This window comes from Gordonia sp. LMA167 (genome assembly GCF_058130025.1).
In genome coordinates, this window is record NZ_CM176708.1 from 1,991,618 (window position 1) to 2,005,910 (window position 14,293).

Here is a 14,293-nt window from a genome sequence, read left to right on the forward strand (position 1 = left end):
CTTTCGGTCCCTGAGGAGCGAGCTTGCGAGCGTCGCGTGCTTTCGGTCCCTGAGGAGGGAGCTTGCGAGCGTCACGTGCTTTCGGTCCCTGAGGAGCGAGCTTGCGAGCGTCACGAAGGGTCCTTCGTGACGGCCCTCCGCAAGCTCCGGGCCTCCTCAGGAACCGGGGCACGGCCCTCCGCAAGCTCCGGGCCTCCTCAGGAACCGGGGCACGGCCGTTCGCAAGCTCCGGGCCTCCTCAGGAACCGGGGCACGGCCTCGCAAGCTCCGGGCCTCCTCAGGAACCGGGACGTAACCAACGAGAGGAGTTGTATATGACAGCGAAGCTGACCGCAGCGATCATCGGGTCGGGCAACATCGGCACCGATCTGATGTACAAGCTGCACCGTTCCGAGGTGATCGAGCCCCGATGGATGGTCGGTATCGACGCCGACTCCGAGGGGATGAAGCGGGCCGCTGATCATGGACTGATCACCATGAGTGGTGGTGCTGATGAGTTGTTGGGCTCGTCGGAGAAGCCCGATCTCATCTTCGAGGCCACGTCTGCCTACGTCCATCGCGAATACGCACCCAAATACGAGGCCGCCGGGATCACAGCGGTCGACCTCACGCCCGCCGCGGTAGGGCCTGCGGTGGTGCCGCCGGCGAACCTGCGTGAGCATCTGGATGCGCCGAACACCAACATGATCACCTGTGGCGGGCAGGCCACCATCCCGATGGTGCATGCCGTGTCGTCGGTGGTGCCGGTGCCATACGCGGAGATCGTCGCGTCGGTGGCCTCGGTGTCGGCCGGCCCCGGAACCCGCGCCAACATCGACGAGTTCACCCGGACCACGTCAAAGGGGGTGGAAACCATCGGTGGGGCCGACCGCGGCAAGGCGATCATCATTCTCAACCCGGCCGATCCGCCGATGATCATGCGCGACACCATCTTCTGCGCGATCCCGGCTGATGCGGACACCGACGCCATCGCCGAGTCGATCCATCAGCGGGAGAAAGAGATCCAGGCGTATGTGCCCGGCTATCGGCTGCTTCAGGATCCACAGTTCGATCCGCCGAGTGTGATCAACGGCGGGCACGCTCGCGTGTCGATCTTCGTCGAGGTCGAAGGCGCCGGCGATTTCCTCCCGCCGTACGCCGGCAACCTGGACATCATGACCGCCGCCGCCACCAAGGTGGGCGAAGAGATCGCGAAGACCAAGTTGGGAGCCACCGCATGAGCACAGCCACTGACCTGATGGCGAACGCCCGCAAGTACTCCGACGCCCTCGACATCCGGATCACCGACTCGTCGTTGCGCGATGGCAGCCACCACAAGCGCCATCAGTTCACCGAGCAGGAGGTGCGTGACATCGTCGCGGCGCTCGATGCGTCCGCTGTGCCGGTGATCGAGGTGACCCACGGAGACGGACTGGGTGGGTCGTCGTTCAACTACGGATTCTCCAAGACACCGGAGCAGCAACTGATCAAGGCGGCCGCCGAAACTGCGAAGCAGGCCAAGATCGCGTTCCTGATGCTGCCCGGCCTCGGCACCAAGGACGACATCCGCGCGGCACAGGACAATGGCGGTCAGATCTGTCGGATCGCCACCCACTGCACCGAGGCCGATGTGTCGATCCAGCATTTCGGGCTGGCGCGCGACCTCGGGTTGGAGACCGTCGGCTTTCTGATGATGAGCCACTCCCAGCCGCCGGAGAAGCTGGCGCAGCAGGCCCGGATCATGGCGGACGCCGGTTGTCAGTGTGTGTACGTCGTGGACTCGGCGGGCGCGTTGGTGCTCGAGGACGTGACCTATCGGGTGCAGGCGCTGCGGGCCGAGCTCGGTGATGACGCGCAGATCGGTTTCCACGGGCATGAGAACCTCGACATCGCGGTGGCCAACTCCATCAACGCGATTCGTGCCGGTGCGCAGCAGATCGACGGGTCGATCCGCCGCTTCGGTGCCGGCGCGGGCAATACGCCCACGGAAGCCTTCGTGGGGGTATGCGACAAGCTGGGCATCACCACCGGCGTGGACTTCATGAAGATCGCCGATGCCGCCCAGGATGTGGTGCGTCCGGCGATGCCGTCGGAATGTCTGGTGGATCGGTCGTCGATGATGATGGGGTACGCGGGCTGCTACAGCTCGTTCCTCAAGCACGCCGAGGGGCATGCCGAGCGCTACAACGTGTCCGCCGCCGACATCCTCATCGAGGCAGGCAACCGCAAACTCGTCGGCGGGCAGGAAGACCAGCTCATCGACATCGCGTTGGAACTGAAGAAGAAGCAGGACGCGAACGCGGGGGTGTGACCGGCCGTGGGAGCCCCACCCGCTCTGCGGTCACTTGCCGCGGCAGGCGCGACGGGGATCAGCCGCGCCGAGCCAGGATCGACGCCGCGCCATTCGCCGCTGCTCGCACCGATGTGGCGTGCGCGCTCGGCCGAAAGCGCGTCGCCGGACCGGTCGCGGAGATCGCGGCCAACGGGGTGCCGTCGACACCCAAAATCGGGGCGGCGATACAGACCACGCCCAGTGTCGACTCTTCGTTCTCGTACGCCACCCCCTGCTCGATCACCTGCTCGAGCTGAGTGCGGAGCAGGCCGGCGGCCACGATGGTGTGTCGGGTGCGGCGCTCCAACGGCTGTGACAGGACGCGATCGATCGTCTCACGCCCAGAATGGGCCAGCAGTGACTTTCCGATAGCTGTGCAGTGCAACGGCATTCGGCCACCAAGACGCGACGGAACCGATGCCTGGCGGTGTCCGCCGAGTTTGCTGATGTAGACCACCTCATCGCCGTCGAGAACGCCGAGGTGCACCGTTTCCTGGGTCCGCGCAAGGAGATCCTGCATGAACGGCACCGCGACCTCGAGGACGGAGCGTTCCGCGGCGGCGCGCATACCCAACTCGAACAGCCCGCGGCCCAGACGAAACCCCTCCGGCGAGGTGGTCAGGAGGCGGGCGAGGACGAGGTCGCCGGCGATGCGATGCACGGTGGGCTTGGGAATACCGGTCCGCCGCGACAACTCGGAAAGCCCCAGCGCCCGCCCGTCGCTGCCGAACGCGTCCAGAATCCGCATCACACGGCCGAGCATCGACCGCTCATCGAGCACCCCGTCGGCCATGATCACCCCCTGAAGGAAATTTGGCGGTCCACTCACCGGAACACTTTACTGTTCGGCGATGGGCCTGTCCCGCACACTGTGAATCGCTCAGCAAGGAGGAGGCCCAGTGTCCGCAACCACCGCCCACGGTGACGGCAATGCCGTAGCCAGCACGACCACCGACGACGAGGTGGTCGCCGAAGCAGCCGCGCGACTTGCCGGTGCGATGCGCACCGGTCGGCCGTGTGCTGCAGTGCGCGACCTGATCGGTCCGGACAACGTGGCCGCCGCCTATCGGGTCCAGGAACAGTTCAATGCGTTGCTCGATGACGGTCGGCGGACGGTGATCGGCCGCAAGATCGGCGCGACGTCTGCCGCGGTCCAACAACAGCTCGGCGTCGATCAGCCCGACTTCGGAGTCCTGTTCTCCGACATGGCATTCAGCGACGGTGCAACCATCCCGATGGGGCGGCTGCTCCAGCCCAAGGCGGAGGCCGAGGTCGCGTTTCGCCTCGTGGACGACCTGGCCACCGGCAGCCTCGACGTGGCACAGTGCCGCGCCGCCGTTGGCGAGGCCGTTGCTGCCATCGAGATCGTCGACAGCCGAATCCGCGAGTGGGACATCTCGTTCGCCGACACGGTCGCCGACAATGCCTCGAGCGGCGTCTTCGTGCTCGGAAGCCGGTGGCGGTCGCTGTCGGAGTTCGAACCGGTCGATGTGACGATGTCGATGAGCATCGACGGGGCCGTGGTGTCCTCCGGCAGCGGCGCTGACTGCCTGGGAGATCCGCTCAACGCCCTGTCGTGGCTCGCGCGTCGAGCACGCGAATTCGGCAACCCGCTCGAGGCGGGACAGATCATTCTCTCCGGCGCCCTCGGACCCATGCGTCCACTACACCCGGGTGCTCAGATCACCGTCACCATAGGCGGACTCGGCGAGGTGTCCGCGTCCTTCACCCCTGACCTGGAGGTCACCGACCATGAGTCATGACACTGCACGAACCAGAGTTGCCATCATCGGCTCCGGCAACATCGGCACCGACCTGATGATCAAGGTCTTGCGTACGTCACAGCACCTGGAGATGGCCGCGATGGTCGGAATCGATCCCGATTCCGACGGTCTGGCCCGCGCCGCCCGACTCGGCGTGCCCACCACACACGAAGGCGTCGACGGTCTGATCAATCTGCCCGGCTTCGACGACATCGACATCGTCTTCGACGCGACGTCGGCAAAAGCTCACCAACACAACAGTTCACTGTTGGCGCCGCTGGGCAAACGGATGGTCGATCTCACCCCTGCGGCCATCGGCCCGTTCGTGGTGCCCGCAGTCAACATCGACGATCATCTCGACGCCCCCAACGTCAACATGGTCACCTGCGGCGGTCAGGCCACCATCCCGATCGTGGCAGCGGTGTCGCGGGTGACCCCGGTCGCCTACGCGGAGATCGTCGCGTCGATCTCCTCGAAGTCGGCAGGCCCGGGAACCCGCGCCAACATCGACGAGTTCACCGAGACCACCTCGCATGCCATCGAATCCGTCGGCGGCGCGCAACGCGGCAAGGCAGTCATCATCCTCAACCCTGCCGAACCGCCGCTGATCATGCGGGACACCGTGTTCTGCTTGGTCACCGCAACCGATCGCGACACCCAGGATCAGATTCGCGCGTCGGTCACCAAGATGGTCGGCGATGTCGCCGCCTATGTTCCCGGTTACCGGCTCAAGCAGGAGGTCCAGATCGACGCGATACCGGCGGATCAGCCGGTCCACACCCTCGTCGGTCCGGGCTCGGCGACACCCACACACACCGTGTCGGTGTTCCTCGAGGTCGAGGGCGCGGCCCACTACCTGCCCGCGTACGCCGGAAACCTCGACATCATGACCTCGGCCGCGCTCCAGATGGCCGAGCGGATCGCTGCGCATTCGCACGAGCAGAAGGAAGCCGTCTGATGACCACAACGCTGACTCCGACATCGATCTTTATCCAGGACGTCACGCTGCGCGACGGGATGCACGCCGTCCGCCACCGCATCACCCCGCGGGATGTCGGGAAGATCGTCGCCGCCCTCGATGCCGCCGGTGTCGACGCGATCGAGGTCGCCCACGGTGACGGTCTCGCCGGTGGTTCACTCAACTACGGGCCGGGCTCCAACAGTGATTGGGAATGGATCGAGGCCGCCGCGGCGAACCTCACCCACGCGCGCCTGACCACCCTGTTGCTGCCCGGCGTCGGTACTGTCGAGGACCTCAAGCGTGCCTACGATCTCGGTGTGCGGTCGGTACGGGTCGCGACCCACTGCACCGAGGCCGACGTCGCCGCCCAACACATCGGCACCGCGCGCGAGATCGGGATGGACGTCTCCGGTTTCTTGATGATGAGTCATATGTCTGCACCCGCCGATCTCGCCGGTCAGGCCAAGCTCATGCAGGATTACGGCGCCCACTGCGTGTACGTGACCGATTCCGGTGGCCGCCTGACGATGGCCGGGGTCCGCGATCGGGTGCTGGCCTACCGTGACGTCCTCGATGAGCGCACCGAGATCGGTATCCACGCTCACGAGAACCTGTCGCTGTCGGTCGCGAACTCGGTCGTCGCGGTCGAGAACGGTGTGACCCGGGTCGACGCCTCCCTGGCGGGGCACGGCGCCGGAGCCGGTAACTGCCCCATCGAGGCCTTCATCGCCGTCGCCGACCTGCTGGAGTGGAAGCACGGGTGCGACGTGTTCGCCCTGCAGGACGCCGCCGATGATCTGGTCCGACCGCTGCAGGACCGCCCGGTACGCGTGGACCGCGAAACCCTGACTCTCGGTTACGCCGGCGTCTATTCGAGCTTCCTGCGCCACGCCGAGGCCGCCAGCGAACGGTACGGGATCGACGTACGCACCCTGCTGATGGAGGCCGGCCGCCGCCGGCTGGTCGGCGGGCAAGAAGACATGATCATCGATATCGCCCTCACGATGAACAAGGAACGCCAGGACGGTTGAGCTTCTCTGCGCGAACGGTTCTCGCGCGTCCACCATCTGTCCGCGAATGCAGTTGCGCGCGCGGCAGGGTGGTGGACGCGCGAGTACGCCTACATCCCGGCCGGCGGGTGGCCGAGGCAGAACATCGCGCCGAAGGGGTCGGTGACCGCGGCCAGCGTGCCGTACGGGGTCTCCTCGCCGGCCATCAAGACGTTGCCCCCCAGCGACTCGACCTGCTTCACCGTGGCGTCGACGTCGTCGACGGTCACATAGACCTGCCAGAACGACGGCACCTCGGCCGGGTGGATCTTGGCCGCGTCCATGATTCCCGAGTACGAGCTCTCGCCGATGAACACCTGTCCGTAGGCGTCCGGGCCTACGGCGTCGGGATCGCCGCCGGTGCCGATCTCCTCGATGCGGGCGCCGAGCACCTCGCGGTAGAACGCCAGCGACTTCTCGTACTCCTTGGTGTGGCACTCGAACCAGTACGGGGTGCCGTGCTCGCCCCACTCGACGAAGCCCGGGTGCGTGCCCGGTTTCCAGAAGCCGATGGCCGCGCCCGCGGTGTCGACGGCAACCATCATCGTGCCCATCTCGCCGATGTCCATCGGCGGCACCATGATCGAGCCGCCGGCCTTCTCCACCGCCGCCACGGTGGACGCGGGATCGTCGGTGTGCAGGTACACCGACCAGATGTCGGACGGCCCGTTGGGATCCATCACCGGTCCCATACCCGCGACGAGCTTTCCGTTCTTCGCGAAGTTGCGGTAACCACCGAACTGGGCGTTGGGCTCCTCGGCCTCCCAGCCGAAGATCGCGCCGTAGAACTCGGCGGCCTTGTCCGGGTCACTGCTCATCAGGTCGAACCAGATGGGTGCGCCGACCGGCGCCGTGTAGTCACTCATCACGGGTCCTCTCAGGATTGTCGATTCCGGGTTTCGATGCTGCACCACTGCTGACCTTCAGCGTGAACCAAACTCATCGGCGACATGCCGCAAATCAACCGATACCGATGAGAATCGCCGCCCGCCGGTGTCGACATCTGCAGATGATCAGACCCGGCCATGGAAGGAACCCCGACGATGCAGCCCATAGATGCGACCCACACGACAGCCGGCTATGCCCCGCAGATCTCCGCCGCAGCCGATGAGATGAACGAACTCGCGGCGCGGGTCACCGACGACGAACTGGGCCGACCGACCCCGTGCGCCGACACCGACCTCGCCGCATTGCTCGCCCACGTGATCGGTCTGAGCCGGGCCTTCACGGCGTCGGCGCGGAAAGACCTGGGCCCGTTGACATCGACACCGCCTGACCCGACGACGAACGTGCTGCCGGATGACTGGCGGACCGCGCTGGAGGGGAATCTCGTCGACCTCGTCGAGGCCTGGCGCGAGCCGGGAGCCTGGGAGGGGATGACTCAGGCCGGGGGAGTCGACGCCCCCGCCGAGATCATGGGCATCATCGCTCTCTCCGAGCTCGTGCTTCATGGCTGGGACGTCGCACGGAGCATCGGTGTCGACTACGACCTGTCCGACGACATCTTGCGCGTGGTCTACGACTTCCACTACCCGCCACAGCCGCAGAGTGAGCGCGAGGGCATGTTCGGCCCGGTTGTCGAGGTACCCGATGACGCACGTCTTCTCGATCGGCTCGCCGGCCTGACCGGTCGGGATCCGTTCTGGCCGCATGGCACCCTGGAGGAATGAGCGAAGGAACCGACCGCGCCCGGGCCGCGGTCCGGAGGCTCACCTGGCCGATCACCGCGGTCGGCGGACTCTTGCTGGTGGCGTTCAGTCTGGTCCCGTGGGGCGTATCCGATGAAGGGGTGAAGCCCTCGATCACGGGTCTCGGCCGGGTCTCGGTGCCCGGTGCGTCGCCCGAGGACGTCGCTTTCCTCGAGGAACACACGCTGCGACCGGGGCTGTGGACGGTGGTGCTCGGCGCATTGATCGCGGTCATCGCCGTGGTCGCGTGGTGGCGAGCCGCGCTCCGGTGGCCTGCCGTGGTCATCGTCGCGCTCGGCGCGATCGGCTCACTCGCCGTGGTGATCCCAGCACTGGCCGATCCCGGCACACACCTCTTCGATCAGCGCGTCCAGGACGCGGTGCAGGTGGATTCGCCACTCATCGACGTCGGTTACGGGTTACTCGGTGTGCTCGTCGTCGCCATCGTGTTGATCGGACTGGTGGTCGCGGCCGCGCTCACCCCAGCCGACGGATCGTCTTGATCGACGGCATCCGGTCGAGCGGGGTGAATCCGATCGGGACGCCGTTGGGGCCGTAGGCGTTGAACACCTGACCGAACCCGGCGTAGATCCCGACGTGGCTGGCGTCGCGCCAGAAGATGATGATGTCACCCGGCGCCAGCGCGCCGAGCGGGATGGCGTGTCCGACCTTGGCCTGCTGCTGGCTCGTCCGCGGGAGATGAATGCCCGCGGTCCCGAACGCCCACTGCACCAGTCCGGAGCAATCCCACGAGTTCGGACCGGTGCCGCCCCACTTGTACGGCTTGCCGATCTGGGTCATCGCCGCGCTCAGCGCCTGCATGCCGGCGGGCGTGGAGACCGGAAGGTAGATCTCCATCGACCCCGACGACCCCGATGATCCGGTGTCGGCGACGGCCGGCGCCACCGAGACACCCGTTGCGAGCACCGCGGCGCAGAGCACACCGATCGCACGACGTCGAAGATCTGTCATGGCACAAGAGTGACGGATGTGGCTCCGCTTGTCTCAACCTTCGATTGAGATTGGTAAAGAAGTGGCTGGTGGGAACGGTGTGTGGGAAAAGTGCCCCTGCGATGCACCCGGCTCAGACGAGCCGTCGACACTATGTCGATGGAGGGGCTGGGCAGGGCGCTTTCTGGGGTGCCTTTCCGGGACACCTTTCTGGGGTGCTTTTCGAGGTGAGGCGCCGGCTGTCCTCACCAATACCCGTCGGGGTCGCTCTCCGGGGATTCCGCGGGGATGATGCCCTCGGCGACGCCGTGGTCGATGCTCGCGGACAGTCGAGGACAGGTGGGCACCATCGCGCCGGGCAGCAGGGCCTTGCCGGAGTCCTCGGCACGCTCGAGTTCGTTGCACCGATCGCGGGCCTCGGAGGTCCACTGCACGCTCGTGTGGAATGCGCTGGTCTTCTTGACCAGCACGCACGCGTGGCACGACCGGCATTCGATCTCGCGCATGCCGCCACGCAGATAATGGTCGCGGTCGCGTCGCGTCGCGTCGTGGACAGCGGCGAGGCGATCAGGATCACCGTGAAAGTCGGGCGCCTTCGCCCAACCAGATGCACTGACCCCCTCATTGGCCGCCGCCCGTGTCATCGGCTCAGACCTCGGCCTTGTCCGATGCGTCCGCGACCTCACCCTGCTCGGAGGCTTCCTCTTGGCGCCGCAGGTTCTCCTCGATCTCGACGCCCCAGCTCTCCAGGGCCTTCGACGTGTCGATCTCGTACTCGAAGCGCTGTGTCATCTCATCGGTGACCTCGGCCTTGTCCACGTAGAACTGGTCGTACCAGCGGCGCAGCTGGTAGACCGGCCCGTCCTCCTCGACCAGCAGGGGGTTGTCGATGCGGGTCTTGTTCTTCCAGATCTCGACGTCCTGCAGGAAGCCGACCTCGACGCCGGCAGTGATCTTCTTCGCCATCTTGTCGGCCTGCTCGGCGGTGAGTCCCTCGGGCACCTTCGCCATGACGCCGTACATCAGGACGAAGGAGTTGGCGTCGATCGGGTAGTGGCAGTTGGTCAGGATCGTCTCGATCGCGAAACCGCCGTAGTACTGGACCATCGGGTTGAGCATGTAGGACGGCCCGTAGTACGCCGCGATCGACTCGAGGCGGCTGTCGCCGTAATTGGTGCCCAGCGAGATGTCCGGTCGGCCGTGCGAGTTCATGTACTGCGCCGCGACCTCGCCCTCGAAGACGTTCTTGAAATAGTCCGGCAACGCGAAGTGCACGTAGTAGAAGTGCGCCATGTCGACCACGTTGTCGATGATCTCCCGGCAGTTCGACCCCTCGATGACGATGCGGTTCCATGTCCAGGTGGTCCATTCGTCCGAGCCCACCTCGTCGAGCTCGGGGATGATGCATTCGTCCGGCGGCGGATTGCCCTCGGGGTCGTTGTAGACGAAGACCTGGCCGTTGCGGATCATCGTCGGCCACGCGCGGGTTTTGGCGAGCTTCGGATTGCGTTTGGCATACGGCACGCCCGCGCACCGACCATTGCCCTTCCACTGCCATCCGTGGAACGGGCACGCGACGTTGTCGCCCTTGACCGAACCCTGCGACAGGTCGCCACCCATGTGTCGGCAGTAGGCGTCGAGGACGTTGATCTCACCCTGCTGATCGGCCCACACGACGAGCTTTGTGCCGAAGACCTGGACCGAGTGCGGTTCTCCGTCACGGAACTCGTCGACGAGGCCGAGGCAGTGCCATCCGCGTGCGAACCGCGTGGGCGGTGCTCCGGTGTCGATCTCGCGCACGGCGATGTCATCGCCGGCGGGCGCTGCAGTGCCGGCCCCCACCGGGGACACGGACTCGGGTGTCGGGGACATCCGTTACTCCTGTTCTGGCGCTTGATTCGCCCGTTCGGTACGAATCACCTCACTCGCAATACTAGAACATGTTACAAAAATGGCGAGCAGATCGGGCGGTCCGGTGATGATCGGGCCAGGAAATGGGCACAAAGGCCCAGTGCTCGACATAAATGAGAACGTGTTCTAATCTCAAACGGACGAGAACCATGGGCGACGGACCGTCGTCGAGAACTGAGTAGGAGCGGGCGAGATGCCAGCACAACGCAGCGAAGCAGCCGAGCAGGTCCTGGAGAAGATCAACGCACTCCTTCCCGAGATCGAGCAGCGGGCCCAGCAGACCGAGGAGCTCCGGCGTATCCCGGACGAGACCGTCTCGAGTCTCGAGGGCGCGGGCTTCTTCAGGTTGCTGCAGCCGGAGCAGTGGGGCGGTCATCAGGTCGATCCCGTGACCTTCTACGAGGCCGTGCGGCGCATCGCATCCGCGTGTGGTTCGACCGGCTGGGTGTCGGGCATCATCGGAGTCCACAATTGGCATCTCGCCCTGTTCGACCAGCAGGCGCAGGAAGACGTCTGGGGTTCCGACACCAACGTGCGGATCTCCTCCTCGTACGCCCCCATGGGCATGGGTGAGGTCGTCGACGGCGGCTACAAGGTCAACGGTTCCTGGGCGTGGTCCTCGGGCTGTGACACCGCGGACTGGGTGTTCGTGGGTGGCCCCGTGATCAAGAACGGCAAGCCGGTCGACTTCGTCAGCTTCCTGATCCCACGCAGTGACTACACGATCAAGGACGTCTGGAATGTCGTCGGGCTGCGTGGTACCGGCTCGAACACGATCGAGGTGAAAGACGTGTTTGTCCCGCGCCACCGGATGCTCAGCATGCGGACGATGAGCATGGGACAGAGTCCGGGACTCGAACGCAACACGGCGCCGGTCTACAAGATGCCGTGGGGCACCATTCACCCGAGCACCATCGCCACGCCGATCGTGGGCATGGCCTATGGCGCGTACCGGGCTCACGTGGAGCATCAGGGCAAGCGAGTCCGTGCGGCCTACGCCGGCGAGAAGGCCAAGGAGGATCCGTTCGCCAAGGTGCGGATCGCGGAAGCGGCAAGCGACATCGACGCCGCCTGGCGACAACTGTCGGGCAACCTGCAGGCCGAATACGACCTGATTCTGGCCGGCGAGGAGGTGTCGATGGAGTTGCGCCTCGCGGCGCGTCGCGATCAGGTACGTGCCACCGGCCGTGCCATCTCGGCGATCGACCGGCTCTTCGAGAACTCCGGCGCCCACGCGTTGGAGAACGGCACACCGATCCAGCGCTTCTGGCGCGACGCACACGCCGGACGCGTGCACGCGGCCAACGACCCCGAGCGAGCCTACGTCGCATTCGGCAACGGCGAGTTCGGGATTCCGATCGGCGACACGATGGTGTGAGTGGTGATGAATGCGGAGACGCCCATCCGCTCTCTGGGGAGCGCGGCGCCAGCCGGCGACAACCGCTTTCTGAGGAGCGAGGCGCTGGCCGGCGACAACCGCTTTCTGGGGAGCGCGGCGCCAGCCGGCGACAACCGCTTTCTGGGGAGCGAGGCGCCAGCCGGCGACAACCGCTCCCTGAGGAGGCCCGGAGCGCTAGCGAAGTGCCGTCACGAAGGGCCCTTCGTGACGCATCCTCGCAAGCTCGGAGGCTCCTCAGGGACCGGGGTGGGTACGCAAGCTCGAAGCCCCGGGGACCGAAGTGGGTACGCAAGCTCGGAGGCTCGTCGGGGACCGAAGTACGCACGTCTGTCAGTAGTGCTCGCCCGCGACAACCGCTCCCTGAGGAGCGAGGCGCTAGCCGAGCGTCACGAAGGGCCCTTCGTGACGCATCCTCGCAAGCTCGGAGGCTCCTCAGGGACCGGGGTGGGTACGCAAGCTTGGAGCCCCGGGGACCGAAGTGGGTACGCAAGCTCGAAGGCTCGTCGGGGACCGAAGTACGCACGTCTGTCAGTAGTGCTCGCCCGCGACAACCGCTCCCTGAGGAGCGAGGCGCTAGCCGAGCGTCACGAAGGGCCCTTCGTGACGCATCCTCGCAAGCTCGGAGGCTCCTCAGGGGCCGAAGTGGTTACGCAAGCTCGAAGCCGCGGGGACCGGGGTGGGTACGCAAGCTCGGAGGCTCGTCAGGGACTCGAGGGCTGAGTGTGGATGACCAGAGGAGTGAGAAGCGATGAGTGACAGTCCGATCCGATCCCTCGGATACATGCGGATCGAGGCGACCGACATGGACGCCTGGCGTGAGTACGGCCTCAAGGTCCTCGGGATGGTCGAGGGCAAGGGCCTGACCGACGAGGCGCTCTATCTGCGGATGGACGACTTTCCGGCGCGGCTCGTGATCGTCCCGGGCGATCGGGACGGGCTGTCGAGCTCCGGGTGGGAATGCGCCAACGCCGAAGCCCTGCAGGATGTCCGGGATCGTCTGTCGTCGGCCGGGGTGATCTTCCGGGAGGCCAAGGACGAGGAACTCGCCGACCGTCGCGTGGTCGAGATGATCGTCTTCACCGATCCGGCAGGCAACACCCTCGAGGTGTTCCACGGTGTCGCGCTGGAGCATCGACGGGTGGTGAGTCCGTATGGGCACACGTTTGTCACCGGCGAGCAGGGTCTCGGGCATGTGGTGTTGACCTGCGATGATGACAAGGCGGCCTTGGCCTTCTACCGCGATGTGCTCGGCTTCAGCCTGCGTGACTCGATGCGCCTGCCCCCACAAGCGGTCGGACGCGAGGAGGGCGAGGAGTCGCCATGGCTTCGGTTCCTCGGATGCAATCCTCGGCACCACTCCCTCGCATTCCTGCCGATCCCCAACAGCACCGGCATCGTGCACCTGATGGTGGAGGTGGAGAACTCCGACGACGTCGGCCTGTGCCTCGACCGGGCGCTGCGCAAGAAGGTGAAGATGTCGGCAACCCTGGGCCGCCACGTCAATGACCTGATGCTGTCGTTCTACATGAAGACCCCCGGCGGATTCGACATCGAATTCGGTTGTGAAGGAAGAACCGTCAACGATGACGAGTGGATAGCGCGGGAGAGCACCGCAGTCAGTTTGTGGGGCCATGACTTCACCGTCGGATTCCGCTGACATGGCGAGCCCGGAGGTCACACGCACGCCCTACGGTTCCGCCGAGTTCGACAGTCGGCAGTTCCGGACCGCGATGGGGCAGTTCTGCACGGGTGTCACCGTGATCACCACCATCGACGCCGAGGGCTCTCCCGTCGGATTCGCCTGCCAGTCGTTCGCGGCGCTGTCTCTGGACCCGCCACTGGTGTTGTTCTGCCCGATGAAGACATCGCGGAGTTGGAAGGTCATCGAGCAGGCCGGAAAATTCTGCGTCAACGTACTGTCCAACCGTCAGCAGGACGTCAGTGCGGCGTTCGGCGCTCCCGGCGACGACAAGTTCCGACACATCACCTGGGACCCGTCGCCGGCCGGACTGCCGGTGATCCGGCACGGACTGACCTGGGTGGAATGCGATGTGGAACGGGTGACCGACGGAGGCGACCATCACATCGTCATCGGCCGCGCCCGCACGCTCGGAGAAGTGCTGCAGGACAAGCCGTTGCTGTTCTACCGTGGTGGTTACCTGTCCACCGAACACCCGCGGGTCACACCCGCACAGGCCGAACTCGAGAACTTCCTCACCTGGACTGGAGGCGACACCTGGCTATGATCTCGATACGGCTC

15 protein-coding genes are annotated in these 14,293 nt (G+C 65.8%); 10 read left to right on the top strand and 5 right to left on the bottom strand.

What is annotated here, in order from left to right; all coding sequences use genetic code 11:
- The first annotated feature begins 314 nt into the window (after nt 1–314).
- A complete protein-coding gene (locus ACVT6V_RS08940) occupies nt 315–1,220 on the top strand; it encodes an acetaldehyde dehydrogenase (acetylating) (protein ID WP_489899452.1) in 906 nt (301 codons plus the stop codon).
- The gene (gene dmpG / locus ACVT6V_RS08945; protein WP_489899453.1) at nt 1,217–2,290 is read left to right on the top strand and encodes a 4-hydroxy-2-oxovalerate aldolase; all 1,074 of its coding nucleotides are present in this window, start codon (nt 1,217–1,219) and stop codon (nt 2,288–2,290) included. The genes ACVT6V_RS08940 and dmpG (ACVT6V_RS08945) overlap by 4 nt, the downstream gene beginning before the upstream one ends.
- Nucleotides 2,291–2,348: 58 nt before the next feature.
- Here dmpG (ACVT6V_RS08945) and ACVT6V_RS08950 read toward each other — a convergent pair whose 3' ends face one another.
- A complete protein-coding gene (locus tag ACVT6V_RS08950) occupies nt 2,349–3,104 on the bottom strand; it encodes an IclR family transcriptional regulator (RefSeq protein WP_489900759.1) in 756 nt (251 codons plus the stop codon).
- A gap of 106 nt (nt 3,105–3,210) precedes the next feature.
- Here ACVT6V_RS08950 and ACVT6V_RS08955 point away from each other — a divergent pair, with 106 nt between their 5' ends.
- The 3 genes from ACVT6V_RS08955 to dmpG (ACVT6V_RS08965) are packed head-to-tail and all read left to right on the top strand — an operon-like array spanning nt 3,211 to nt 6,066.
- On the top strand, nt 3,211–4,074 hold the full coding sequence (locus tag ACVT6V_RS08955) for a 2-keto-4-pentenoate hydratase (RefSeq protein WP_489899454.1): 864 nt from the start codon (nt 3,211–3,213) through the stop codon (nt 4,072–4,074).
- Nucleotides 4,064–5,032 carry an acetaldehyde dehydrogenase (acetylating) gene (locus ACVT6V_RS08960; RefSeq protein WP_489899455.1) on the top strand — a complete coding sequence of 323 codons (969 nt, stop codon included), beginning with the start codon at nt 4,064–4,066 and terminating at the stop codon, nt 5,030–5,032. Before ACVT6V_RS08955 ends, ACVT6V_RS08960 begins: the two co-directional genes overlap by 11 nt.
- On the top strand, nt 5,032–6,066 hold the full coding sequence (gene dmpG / locus ACVT6V_RS08965; protein ID WP_489899456.1) for a 4-hydroxy-2-oxovalerate aldolase: 1,035 nt from the start codon (nt 5,032–5,034) through the stop codon (nt 6,064–6,066). The genes ACVT6V_RS08960 and dmpG (ACVT6V_RS08965) overlap by 1 nt, the downstream gene beginning before the upstream one ends.
- Before the next feature lie 89 nt (nt 6,067–6,155).
- Here dmpG (ACVT6V_RS08965) and ACVT6V_RS08970 read toward each other — a convergent pair whose 3' ends face one another.
- Nucleotides 6,156–6,950 carry a VOC family protein gene (locus tag ACVT6V_RS08970; protein WP_489899457.1) on the bottom strand — a complete coding sequence of 265 codons (795 nt, stop codon included), beginning with the start codon at nt 6,948–6,950 and terminating at the stop codon, nt 6,156–6,158.
- Nucleotides 6,951–7,127: 177 nt separating this feature from the next.
- On the opposite strand from ACVT6V_RS08970, the gene ACVT6V_RS08975 reads away from it, so the two are divergent.
- Entirely contained in the window at nt 7,128–7,754 is a 627-nt protein-coding gene (locus tag ACVT6V_RS08975) for a TIGR03086 family metal-binding protein (protein ID WP_489899458.1), read from the top strand.
- A complete protein-coding gene (locus ACVT6V_RS08980; RefSeq protein WP_489899459.1) occupies nt 7,751–8,275 on the top strand; it encodes a hypothetical protein in 525 nt (174 codons plus the stop codon). Before ACVT6V_RS08975 ends, ACVT6V_RS08980 begins: the two co-directional genes overlap by 4 nt.
- On the opposite strand, the gene ACVT6V_RS08985 is transcribed toward ACVT6V_RS08980, so the two are convergent.
- The 3 genes from ACVT6V_RS08985 to ACVT6V_RS08995 form a co-directional block, all read right to left on the bottom strand.
- Entirely contained in the window at nt 8,250–8,744 is a 495-nt protein-coding gene (locus tag ACVT6V_RS08985; RefSeq protein ID WP_489899460.1) for a C40 family peptidase, read from the bottom strand. The two genes, ACVT6V_RS08980 and ACVT6V_RS08985, sit on opposite strands and share 26 nt — an antisense overlap.
- 224 nt (nt 8,745–8,968) lie before the next feature.
- Complete coding sequence (locus ACVT6V_RS08990) at nt 8,969–9,367, bottom strand: hypothetical protein (RefSeq protein WP_489899461.1); 399 nt, start codon at nt 9,365–9,367, stop codon at nt 8,969–8,971.
- Between the two features lie 4 nt (nt 9,368–9,371).
- Nucleotides 9,372–10,595, bottom strand: a complete 1,224-nt coding sequence (locus tag ACVT6V_RS08995) for a 3-ketosteroid-9-alpha-monooxygenase, oxygenase component (RefSeq protein WP_489899462.1) — start codon at nt 10,593–10,595, stop codon at nt 9,372–9,374.
- 232 nt (nt 10,596–10,827) lie between these two features.
- On the opposite strand from ACVT6V_RS08995, the gene hsaA reads away from it, so the two are divergent.
- The 3 genes from hsaA (at nt 10,828) to hsaB (ending at nt 14,279) form a co-directional block, all read left to right on the top strand.
- The gene (gene hsaA, locus ACVT6V_RS09000) at nt 10,828–12,012 is read left to right on the top strand and encodes a 3-hydroxy-9,10-secoandrosta-1,3,5(10)-triene-9,17-dione monooxygenase oxygenase subunit (protein ID WP_489899463.1); all 1,185 of its coding nucleotides are present in this window, start codon (nt 10,828–10,830) and stop codon (nt 12,010–12,012) included.
- 769 nt (nt 12,013–12,781) lie between these two features.
- Nucleotides 12,782–13,690 (top strand): iron-dependent extradiol dioxygenase HsaC, encoded by a 909-nt coding sequence (hsaC, locus tag ACVT6V_RS09005; RefSeq protein WP_489899464.1) that lies wholly within the window; start codon nt 12,782–12,784, stop codon nt 13,688–13,690.
- Nucleotides 13,665–14,279 (top strand): 3-hydroxy-9,10-secoandrosta-1,3,5(10)-triene-9,17-dione monooxygenase reductase subunit, encoded by a 615-nt coding sequence (gene hsaB, locus ACVT6V_RS09010; RefSeq protein WP_489899465.1) that lies wholly within the window; start codon nt 13,665–13,667, stop codon nt 14,277–14,279. The genes hsaC and hsaB overlap by 26 nt, the downstream gene beginning before the upstream one ends.
- Nucleotides 14,280–14,293 lie beyond the last annotated feature (14 nt).